The organism is Cryobacterium melibiosiphilum (assembly GCF_003602235.1).
Classification (GTDB): Bacteria; Actinomycetota; Actinomycetes; order Actinomycetales; family Microbacteriaceae; genus Cryobacterium; species Cryobacterium melibiosiphilum.
The window spans coordinates 37,521-47,209 of sequence record NZ_QZVS01000065.1 but is presented as its reverse complement, the minus strand read 5'-3'; the positions used below and the strand labels follow the sequence as shown (position 1 = coordinate 47,209).

Sequence of the window (9,689 nt, the reverse complement as noted above, 5' to 3'; positions counted from 1 at the left end):
GCGAGCACGTAAAGACGTTCGTCAGCATCCTCGTTGGCGTCATGATCATCGGCGCAGCAACGGCATTGGTCGGATTCATCTCCGGCTCCTAGCCACCCCCCCAACGCGCGAAGGAGCAACGCATGACGAACACCGAACAGAGAAGCCCGCTCTCACGACCGGGATTCGTCGCAGCCGCCATCGTCGTCGGGATCATCGCCCTCGCCTCGATCATCGTCCTCGTGACCTCTCTCACCCGCGGCTCGGACGATAACAACGCGCAGCCAACAGAAGACCCATCAACGTCGTCGACGCCCGGTGCGGAGGCTTCCGACGAAAGCGTGTGCGGCCTATCGGGGTTGGAGACAGAGAGTGCACTGACGGCGGCACCAACCAACGAATGGGAACTCGTTGGCTCCGTCGCCGCACCGACCGATCCGGAGGGTTCAGGACCGGGGGCCACCTCGGATCAATTTCGAACGTGCTTTGCGCATACAGCGGAGGGTGCCCTCTTCGCAGCAGTGAATTCGGTAGCCGCTAGTACCGACTCACGAAACTCATCTCGCATGTGGGAATTGTTGGCTGATGGACCGGCCAAAGACACGGTCAAAGCCGCGGGTGAACAACCAACATCGACAGGCAACACGCGCCTTCAAGTTGCTGGCTTCAAAGTAAACAACTACTCAGCCGACGAGGCGACCATCGACGTTGCCTACACGATTACCTCAGAGGGCGGAGCCCTCGTGAGCTATCCAACAGTCCTCCGTTGGGAAGCTGGCGATTGGAAGGTCGTCGTCACGGAAACCGGGGCACCCATCGCGCCCGGCCCTCTGTCCAACCTTGGCGGCTATATTCCTTGGTCCGGTGTCTAACGTGGCTGCAACAGAAACTGATTGCTCAAACCCGGCCTTCGCCATTCTCAATGCCGCTGAATGCGCGCGGCAGGGCATTGGTGATGTCGTCGCGAATGCGTCGAACGATGCAGTTCAGGAGTTAGCCAACAGCGTTCTAGAAGGTTTCGGGAAGGCTCTGGCGAGCATTGGGACGATGTGGGTCGCCGTGCCGACCCCGGTCCTCACCGCCGGAGACGGTACGACTCGACTTCCTACGAATAACCCCGGCTCGGATGAGTTCGCGACAATCCTCGGATACGTGACCTTCATCGGTCTCACCCTCGCGGTTCTGTCGATTATCGCCCTGGGCGCGATGATCGCTCTTCGGAGCCGACGCGGTGAGGGGTTTCGTCATGTGGGCACCCTCGGAGTGATCTTCATAGCGATCTTGCTCATCTCCGGTGCGTCCGCGCTCGTGGGTGGGCTCTTGGGCGCGGTCGCTCCCGAGGGTTCGTCATCGACCGTCGGATTCTTGCAGAACTCGCTCTGGTACTACGTCGGCGGCCTCGCGGTCCTCTCCGTCATCATCGGCGGGATTCGAATGGCGTGGGAACAGCGTGCACAGCCGGGAAAGGAACTGCTTCAGTCGCTCATTACTCTCATCGTGGTTTCGGGAACTGGGCTTGCAATCATCACTCTCGCGACCACTGCCGCGGATGCGTTCTCGATTTGGATTCTCAACGGAGCTACGGACTGTGATGTGTCCGCGGCCGGGGAGTCCAATTGCTTTGGGACCAATGTTGCGGCGATGGTCGCCATTACAGCCAGCTCGCCGATCGGGCTGATCGGGGTTCTCATCCTGGGATCGATAGCTCTCCTGATGACCTATGTACAGGTTGCACTCATGGTCGTGCGTGGCGGGCTGCTGGTCATCCTGGCCGGCGTGTTACCGCTGACGGCGAGCTTTACGAACACTCAGATGGGCAAACAGTGGTTCGGGAAGGTGATCGGCTGGACGATTGCCTTCATTCTGTACAAGCCCGCTGCGGCACTGATCTATGCCGCTGCGTTCAGCCTTACCGGCACGGACGCGTTCAAGGACGATGGCGGAGGTATCTGGACGATCCTCACCGGACTTGCGCTGATGCTCATGGCCTTGATCGCATTGCCGGCTCTACTCAAGTTCGTGGCTCCGATGACGGGAGCTGTCGCAGGAGGTGGAGCCGCGGGCATGGCGATGGCCGGCGCCGCTGGCGCAATCGGCGGGGACCTGGCTAGCGGTGCGATTAAGCGAATGAGCAGTTCCTCTTCGACGCCAACGGGCGGCGGAGGCGGCGGAGGCGAAGCCCCGACCGGTTCAAGCGCCCCCGGTGGCGGCAAGCCATCGCCGTCAACCCCGACGCCCTCTGGCGCAGGGGGAAGCTCTGCGGCTGGTGCAGGAGCAGCCGGAGCAGGAGCAGCGGGCGGTGCCGCTGCAGCTGGTGGTGGGGCTGCAGCTGGTGGTGGGGCTGCAGCTGGTGGCGCGGCCGCCGCCGGGCCCGCTGCACCCATTGTGATGGGCGCAAAGATGGCGGGCGACGCAGCCAAGGGGGCCGAAGTCGCTGCCAAGAGTGCCGTGCAGTCGGCGGCCGATGACTCAACCGGACCTAGCGGTTCCTAAGCAGGAGGTTCTCGATGACAACGCACAGCGCACCGCGCAGCTACGGCAACTGGACAAAACCAAAGACCGCTGGCCTTCTGGGCTTGGGGTCAATCGGCACGGCGGTTCTGTTCGTTGGTGCCGGATTCAGCGTCATCGTGACGATGGCCTCAAACATTCTCAACGGCGTCGTCACAGCGCTCATTTTCGGCGCTTTTCTGCTGACGGTCGCCGTGAAAGACAAGCACGGTCAAAGCCTGCTCATGCGGGCCACCACCCGGGTCGGGTGGATGGTAACCAAGAGCACGGGGACGCACATCTACCGGTCGGGGCCGCTGGGCCGGGCCGAGTGGGGCACAGCGCAACTGCCGGGCCTGGCCGCAGGCTCAAGACTGACAGAGTGGCACGATAGCTATAATCGCCCGTTTGCCTTGTTGCAGATCCCGACTACGTCGGACTACACCGTCGTTATTGAGACGGAGCCCGATGGTGCAGCGCTCGTTGACCGCGAACAGGTCGACGTGTGGGTTGCCGAGTGGGGCATGTGGCTCGCAGGCCTCGGCGATGAACCCGGTATCGAGGCCGTGTCTGTGACGATTGAGACAGCGCCCGATACGGGTACGCGGCTCCGCCGCGAGGTGAACAGTCGCATTGATCCAGAGGCCGCAGACTTCGCCAAGAACATTCTCCACGACTTGGTGAAGCAGTACCCCGCCGGTTCTGCGACTATCAAAGCTTTCGTGGCGATCACCTTCAACGCCGCTGCCCGCGTCGGAGGCAAGAAGCGCACGCCGGATGAAATGGGCCGCGAGCTGGCATCGCGCCTGCCCGGTCTCACGCAAAGCCTGTCCTCAACGGGGGCGGGGGCAACGCGCCCCCTGAGTGCCCAGGAGCTCTGTGAAGTCATCCGCGTCGCCTACGACCCGGCTGCAGCTCGTCTCATCGATGACGCGAACGCGGCCGGTGAGCCGCCGGAGCTCTACTGGCCGGAGGTCGGCCCCACCGCCCATCAGGCGAACTGGGACACCTACCGGCACGATTCAGCGTTGTCGGTGACATGGATGATGAGCGGTGCCCCGCGCGGCAACGTCCCCTCAAGCATTCTGGCGCGCTTGTTGGCGCCGCACCGAGACGTCGCACGGAAGCGTGTCACATTGCTCTACCGACCAATTGATGCGGCCAAGGCCGCGGCGATCGTCGAGGCAGACGTACGCGCCTCAACATTCAATTTACAGTCCTCGAACAAGCCCACAGCACGGAGCATGACCGCGACACGGGCTGCTCTCGCCACGGCGCAGGAGGAAGCATCGGGCGCTGGCTTGGTCAACTTCGGGATGCTCGTCACCGCCACGGTGACAGGCGCCGCCCATGAGGCCGACGCGAAGGCCGCGATCGATAACCTCTCTGCGACGGCCCGGCTGCGGCTCCGTATCGTGCACGGTTCTCAGGATTCCGCGTTCGCGGCCGCGCTGCCGCTCGGCCTGGTCCTGCCCAAGCATGTGCGCATTCCATCTGAGATTAGGGAGCAGCTCTAATGCCCGCCATCGATTCCAACCGGCGCAAGACGCCGAAGGTGAAGCCGCCCGAGCGGGCCAAAGCGAAACAGAAGAAGCCAGACACCGTGAAGAAGCCCCAGGTCCGTCGTCCCGGTCCCCGAGGATGGTTGGGTCGAGGTCGCGGCGAGTCCAGCGTCATCCAGCCGGCAGATGAATGGCGCGGAACGACCGTTCAGGTGTGCGGCATGCATCCCTTTTCGGTCGGAACAGGAACCCCGATGGTCGGCGTCCCGATCGGCCTCCAAATCTTCACCGGAGCGACCGTGTGCGCCGACCCCATTTCCTGGTTCCAAGACGCAGGTCTCATATCGAACCCCTCAGTGTTCGTGCTGGGACTGCCGGGCCTGGGCAAGTCAACGCTCATCAGGCGGATGGCGGCCGGCGGCGCCGGATTCGGAAACCTGCCGTTGGTGCTCGGCGATCTGAAGCCCGACTACGTCGACATGATTCGTGCCCTGGGCGGGCAAGTCATCACCCTCGGCCGTGGCCGTGGGCATCTGAACGTCCTCGATCCCGGCGAGGCAACAGCGGCCGCTGAACGGTTGCGCCTCGCCGGTAAGGAGAAGGAGCGCCAAATGGTGCTCGCGGACGCTCACGGCCGCCGGCAAACGATGGTGTCGGCCCTGCTCACGATCCTCCGCAAAGACCCACCCTCCGCTCGCGAAGAATCCATCATCGACCGTGCCCTCACCGTGCTCGACGAGCGCAACGAGGGAGTCCCGGTATTGGGCGACTTGCTGCGCGTGATTCAGGAAGCACCCGCGGAAGTGCGCGCGGTGGCCCTGGACCGTGGCGACCTCGAGCGGTACAAGAAGATCACGGAGGAGCTCGAAGCCTCACTCATCAGCCTCACATCGGGTGGACGGTTGGGCGAGACCTTCGCCCACCCCACCGACGTTCCCATGATGAGGGACCGCCCTGTGGTGTACGACGTGTCCTCGATCGATGACTCCGACACCGACATGCAGGCCGCGATCCTGCTCGCCTGCTGGTCCGCGGGCTTTGGCACTGTCAACATCGCCAATACTCTGGCTGACGCCGGTCTCGAGCCCCGCCGTCACTACCTAGTCGTGCTCGACGAGCTCTGGCGGGCACTGCGCGCTGGAGCGGGCATGGTCGACCGCGTCGACGCCCTCACCCGGCTCAACCGTCAACGCGGCGTGGGCCTGGCAATGATTTCGCACACGATGAGCGACCTGCTCTCCCTGCCGAGCGAGTCCGACCGGATGAAGGCACGCGGATTCGTCGAACGGTCCGGCATGGTCATCGCTGGCGGTCTCCCGGGCGCGGAAATGCCCATGCTCACCAGCGCGGTTCCGCTCTCACGCGCCGAACAGGAACTGCTCACCTCCTGGCAGGCTCCCGGCACATGGGATACCGGCTTGGGACGCGAATCTGACCCGCCCGGCCGGGGGAAATTCCTCATCAAGGTCGGAGGCCATCCTGGCATCCCGGTCAAGGTCGAGCTGATCGAATCGGAGCGTGCGATCAACGACACCAACAAGCTCTGGCATCCAGCTTCCTCGTTCCCCGAACCCGACGAGTCGAACCCAATTATTGGACGTGGTAACGCCGACGACGACGGGCGTGAGGTCGACGCCGAAGGTACAGCAGCCGACGAGGACAGTGCAGCATGAGTGCATCGAACAGGCGAAACCAAAATGGTCTTGACGGGCAAACGATCATGCTGATCGTTTGCCTCACGCTCGCGGGCGTGGCTTTGGGCGCTGTCTGGGCGGCCGTGACATGGGGTTCACACATAGACAGGGTCAACCCCGATCTGACCGGTGACCCGTTCGGCCTGTTTTTCGGCGTTCTGCAAGGCTCCGTCGCCTGGCCAGCATCTGGGACATGGATTCTCGCCGCCACGCTCATCCTGGCCCTCGTCCTCGGACTCGCCGTCGCCGTGTCCGTCTCGCGAGCGCGGCGGCGTCGAAGCAATGTCGACGGAGCAGCAACCTACATGGGCAAGGGCCGCGATCTTCGCGCTCTCTCAGCTACCGGCGCGAAAGCGACCGCGCACCGCCTCGGCGTCACCGACTGGCTCGGCGTCCCCATCGGCATCACCGTTGCGGGACGTCAGAAGCTCTACGGCTCCCCGGAAGACATGCATGTGGATATTTGGGGGCCCCGCACCGGCAAATCGACGAGCCGTGCAATCCCGGCGATCCTGTCTGCGCCAGGCGCAGTCCTCACCACGTCGAATAAGCGAGACGTTCTCGATGCCACGCGTGATGTGCGAGCCGTAGCCGGCGGCCGCGTCTGGGCGTTCGACCCACAACGCATCGCCCTCGAAGAACCAACGTGGTGGTGGAACCCACTGAGCTACGTCACCGATGACGTGAAGGCCGCGAAGCTCGCCGAACACTTCGCTACCGGTTCTCGCGCCGGCGACTCTCGCGCGGACCCATATTTCGACAACGCGGGCCAAGACCTCCTGGCCGGCTTCCTCCTCGCCGCCGCCGTCGCTGGCCTACCTATTACCAAGGTGTTCACCTGGACCACAACGCCCGGCGATGAGGCTCCGGTCGACATTCTGCGCGCTCACGGATACGACCAGATGGCCGACGCCGTCGACGGCCAAGTGAACGGCGAGCCGCGTCGTCGCGACAGCGTCTATGGGACGGCCGCGCAGATGGCGTCCTGCTTGAAGGTCCGCGCCATTGGGCAGTGGGTGACGCCTCTGGGCGGCAACCTGGCGGGGGATTCCCGGCCGCAGTTTGACCCACACGCCTTCGTGCGCAGCAACGACACCCTCTACAGCCTCTCCAAGGAAGGCAAGGGAACCGCCGGCCCCTGGTCACCGCTCTCACCGCGGCCACTGTCGAAGCGGCAGAAGAACTGGCCACAACCCAGCCCGGCGGGCGTCTGGCCGTTCCCTTGCTCGGTGTTCTGGACGAAGCAGCCAACGTGTGCCGTTGGCATGGCCTCCCTGACTTGTACTCTCACTACGGCTCAAGGGGCATCGTCCTCATGACCATTCTGCAGTCGTGGTCGCAGGGTGTTGAAGTATGGGGCAGAGACGGGATGCGCAAGCTCTGGTCAGCCTCCAACATCGCCGTCTACGGCGGCGGCGTTAAGGAACCGGAATTCTTGAACGAGCTCTCCCAAATGGTCGGCGACTACGACAAACACACCACCTCAACCAGTGTCGGCCGAGGAAACCGGTCAACATCTCACCAAGTGCAGCGCGAGCGCACCTTGGACGTCGCTGATCTCGGAGCTCTACCCCGCGGCCGCGCCGTCGTGTTCGCTTCCGGTGCACCCGCAACACTGATCGAAACGGTGCCGTGGATGCGCGGTTCACAAGCTGATGCTGTGCGCGCGTCCATCGCCGCACACGACCCGTCACGCCGCGCGGAGCCGGTCGACGAGCCCCCAGTACTGGCAAACGGCACGCAAGCCGGGTCGAATGAGGCTCCGAAACAGGAGGATGACCTGTGAGCGAGTTCGACGCACTCCGTGACGATGACGACGACGACACGGAAGCTTCAGAAGAGGCCGTGCCGCAGCTGTTCTACGGATCGTCGGACGAGTTCATGCGTGACCGACTCCGACACATGTACTCCCGCCGCGTCGGCCCCGGCAACGCCAGCTTCCGCTGGGCGGCAAACTGGTGGAACTACCCCGAAGCTCTCGCCCGCATCGACGCCCTCTGGCGAGCATGGGAACACCTCAGACTCGACGGTGCCACAGGATCAAGCACCTGGTGGATCGAACACGCGGACCACCACATGCCGATCCTGATGAGCACAGAAGGACCGTTCGCAAAGTCAGAGGACACGAACAAGCCCGGCGAACCTCTGCCCTACAAGGCGCCACCGGAAGGGCTATTCCCCGATATGCGCGAACCGTCCTAGCTACTCTGATCGGGAGAAGATACTGGTCACGTTCAGATTTGAGCCCGCAATGGCCGACGGAAGTGCAGCTGGCGCACGGAATTGTCCATCGACTAGCGGAGCCAGGAAACGGGCGGGCCACGAATTGATTTTTCGTCGAAGGGTTTCAATGTTGATGTTTTTGTCGTAGGCCCGTTCGATCAGACGCGTTATTAGTAGAGGTTTCTCGACTTCACGTCTGTCGAAACCTGGCTCCTGCTCGCGCCACGTCTTGCCAGAGGGATACTGCCGTCGGGTCGAGAGCTGTTTATACAGGCTCCGTCGGCGTTCCGGCGTTATAAGGCCCAAGCGATGACCCTGTTCAATCAGCGCGCTGATTGATACACCCCATCTCAGTTTGAGAGGCAGCAAGGACTCCAACGTCGCGTGGGCAGGCCATTCATTTTTGAGGCTGTCGCCTGGCATAAGAAATTCACCAGCAAAAGCGAATGCCGCTTCCTCGGCATCCTCTGGCTTCGCGTATCTATGCAGGACGAGATGCCCCACTTCGTGCGCGAGCGACATCCGAGTGCGCTCCCAAGAATCGATGTCGCGCACCAAAACAACTGGCCGCTGGCGGGCTTCTCCGACCCAAAGAGAAACGGCGTCATGACGAGCGGTCGCCTCTGCCGCGAATTCTGCCGAAAAGATGAAGACGCCGGCCCGTTCAAGGACTCTCATGAGCTGCGCTATTGGAGAATCCGGGCGGATGCCCAGTGCCTCTCTGGCAAGATGCGCAGCTTCATCCGGGGGGAGATCTGATGGCGTTTGCGGAAGGGAGAGCTTGACTAATTCCCCTGTCTCAAGGAGAACTCCGTGGAGAAGATCTCCGCAAAGGCGTGCCCAGGCAGCGACTTCATCTTCCTGCGTCTTGGTCATAGATTTCTTGGCGCGGAAGCAGAGTGCGCTTCGCTCAACTACCGTCACCGGAGGCGATGAGAAGTAGTCTTCATCGAATCCGAGTACGTCGCTAAGTTTCGCTAATTCATCGACATCGATCGGGCTGAACGCCTCTGAAGATTCCAGCCGTGAATAACGGGTAACTCCCATTCCGATACGTGTGGCGACATCGCCTGCTTTGAGGCCTTCAAGAATGCGGGCGTCCTTGACGCGGGCGCCGTAGACCCGCGGCCGCTCATACTGCGGTGGCATCTCCAAACTCGTCAGTGTCAACATCTGAACCTTCTCCTACGTACGATTCACCCTCGCCGCGTTCCGGGAAGATGTCATCCAAATTGTCATGCTCGTTTGTGGTCTCGGGGTCGATATCCGAAGACGGGGCTAGAGCTACGCGATCGAATTCAATTTCGTCGATGACCTCGCACCCGTGGAGGAAGAAGTCTTCCTTCGCGGTGTTGGTTTCGACAAGCGTGAACCTGGCGAGACCAGTGAAGTTGCTGGAGTAAAAAAGACAAGCTCTGCCCGTGTTGCGAGGGAAGAGGCCGTCGTCGCCGAGGCTGAAGTCCTCGCTGAACATTGTTTTGGGCCGGTGGGTAAGTCCGATTAGCCCCAAACGTCCAGAAATACGAACCGACAGGCTGTCCGATTGGCCACCAGTGACCGTAATGCCGAGTTTCTCAAGCTCCGTGAGTCCTTCGACGTCCATGAGAATGGCCTCACGAACACCACCGTGGAAGACAGCGGGGTTCCGCCGACCGCCTCGGGTCGATTGACGTTCACTTATCGCCCTTTGGATAGCCTTGTCAGTAATGCCGGCGAGTACCTCAAATGCTCGAGGGACAAGGTTCGCAATTTCTTCAAGGGACGTCAACTTGTTGGGCATGGTGTAAATTTACACTCAAAT

Annotated in this window: 9 protein-coding genes; 7 read left to right on the top strand and 2 right to left on the bottom strand. The window is 62.3% G+C overall.

From position 1 onward, the window contains the following. Positions 1-122: 122 nt before the first annotated feature. From D6T64_RS05115 to D6T64_RS05090, 7 genes are all read left to right on the top strand, one after another. On the top strand, positions 123-851 hold the full coding sequence (locus D6T64_RS05115) for a hypothetical protein (RefSeq protein WP_119972621.1): 729 nt from the start codon (positions 123-125) through the stop codon (positions 849-851). A 1-nt stretch (position 852) separates the two neighbouring features. Then, a complete protein-coding gene (locus D6T64_RS23395; protein WP_158594810.1) occupies positions 853-2,472 on the top strand; it encodes a hypothetical protein in 1,620 nt (539 codons plus the stop codon). Positions 2,473-2,486: 14 nt separating this feature from the next. Next, on the top strand, positions 2,487-3,986 hold the full coding sequence (locus D6T64_RS05105; RefSeq protein WP_199719066.1) for an SCO6880 family protein: 1,500 nt from the start codon (positions 2,487-2,489) through the stop codon (positions 3,984-3,986). Continuing rightward, positions 3,986-5,644: an ATP/GTP-binding protein gene (locus tag D6T64_RS05100; protein WP_233550836.1), complete on the top strand. Its 1,659-nt coding sequence runs from the start codon at positions 3,986-3,988 to the stop codon at positions 5,642-5,644. The genes D6T64_RS05105 and D6T64_RS05100 overlap by 1 nt, the downstream gene beginning before the upstream one ends. Positions 5,645-5,721: 77 nt before the next feature. After that, on the top strand, positions 5,722-6,984 hold the full coding sequence (locus tag D6T64_RS05095) for a type IV secretory system conjugative DNA transfer family protein (protein ID WP_325049774.1): 1,263 nt from the start codon (positions 5,722-5,724) through the stop codon (positions 6,982-6,984). After that, positions 6,918-7,451, top strand: coding sequence for a type IV secretory system conjugative DNA transfer family protein (locus D6T64_RS23510; RefSeq protein WP_325049773.1), 534 nt, complete (start codon positions 6,918-6,920; stop codon positions 7,449-7,451). Before D6T64_RS05095 ends, D6T64_RS23510 begins: the two co-directional genes overlap by 67 nt. Further along, positions 7,448-7,867, top strand: a complete 420-nt coding sequence (locus D6T64_RS05090) for a DUF4913 domain-containing protein (RefSeq protein ID WP_233550835.1) — start codon at positions 7,448-7,450, stop codon at positions 7,865-7,867. The genes D6T64_RS23510 and D6T64_RS05090 overlap by 4 nt, the downstream gene beginning before the upstream one ends. On the opposite strand, the gene D6T64_RS05085 is transcribed toward D6T64_RS05090, so the two are convergent. Further along, positions 7,868-9,061 carry an XRE family transcriptional regulator gene (locus D6T64_RS05085; protein WP_119972618.1) on the bottom strand — a complete coding sequence of 398 codons (1,194 nt, stop codon included), beginning with the start codon at positions 9,059-9,061 and terminating at the stop codon, positions 7,868-7,870. Beyond that, the gene (locus D6T64_RS05080) at positions 9,021-9,668 is read right to left on the bottom strand and encodes a hypothetical protein (protein ID WP_147364475.1); all 648 of its coding nucleotides are present in this window, start codon (positions 9,666-9,668) and stop codon (positions 9,021-9,023) included. The genes D6T64_RS05085 and D6T64_RS05080 overlap by 41 nt, the downstream gene beginning before the upstream one ends. Positions 9,669-9,689 lie beyond the last annotated feature (21 nt).

Bases quoted from the DNA above. Each gene is read 5' to 3' on its own strand.
- D6T64_RS05080 (WP_147364475.1), bottom strand. From the start codon at position 9,668: ATGCCCAACAAGTTGACGTCCCTTGAAGAAATTGCGAACCTTGTCCCT.
- D6T64_RS05100 (WP_233550836.1), top strand. From the start codon at position 3,986: ATGCCCGCCATCGATTCCAACCGGCGCAAGACGCCGAAGGTGAAGCCG.
- D6T64_RS05105 (WP_199719066.1), top strand. From the start codon at position 2,487: ATGACAACGCACAGCGCACCGCGCAGCTACGGCAACTGGACAAAACCA.
- D6T64_RS05115 (WP_119972621.1), top strand. From the start codon at position 123: ATGACGAACACCGAACAGAGAAGCCCGCTCTCACGACCGGGATTCGTC.
- D6T64_RS05085 (WP_119972618.1), bottom strand. From the start codon at position 9,061: ATGTTGACACTGACGAGTTTGGAGATGCCACCGCAGTATGAGCGGCCG.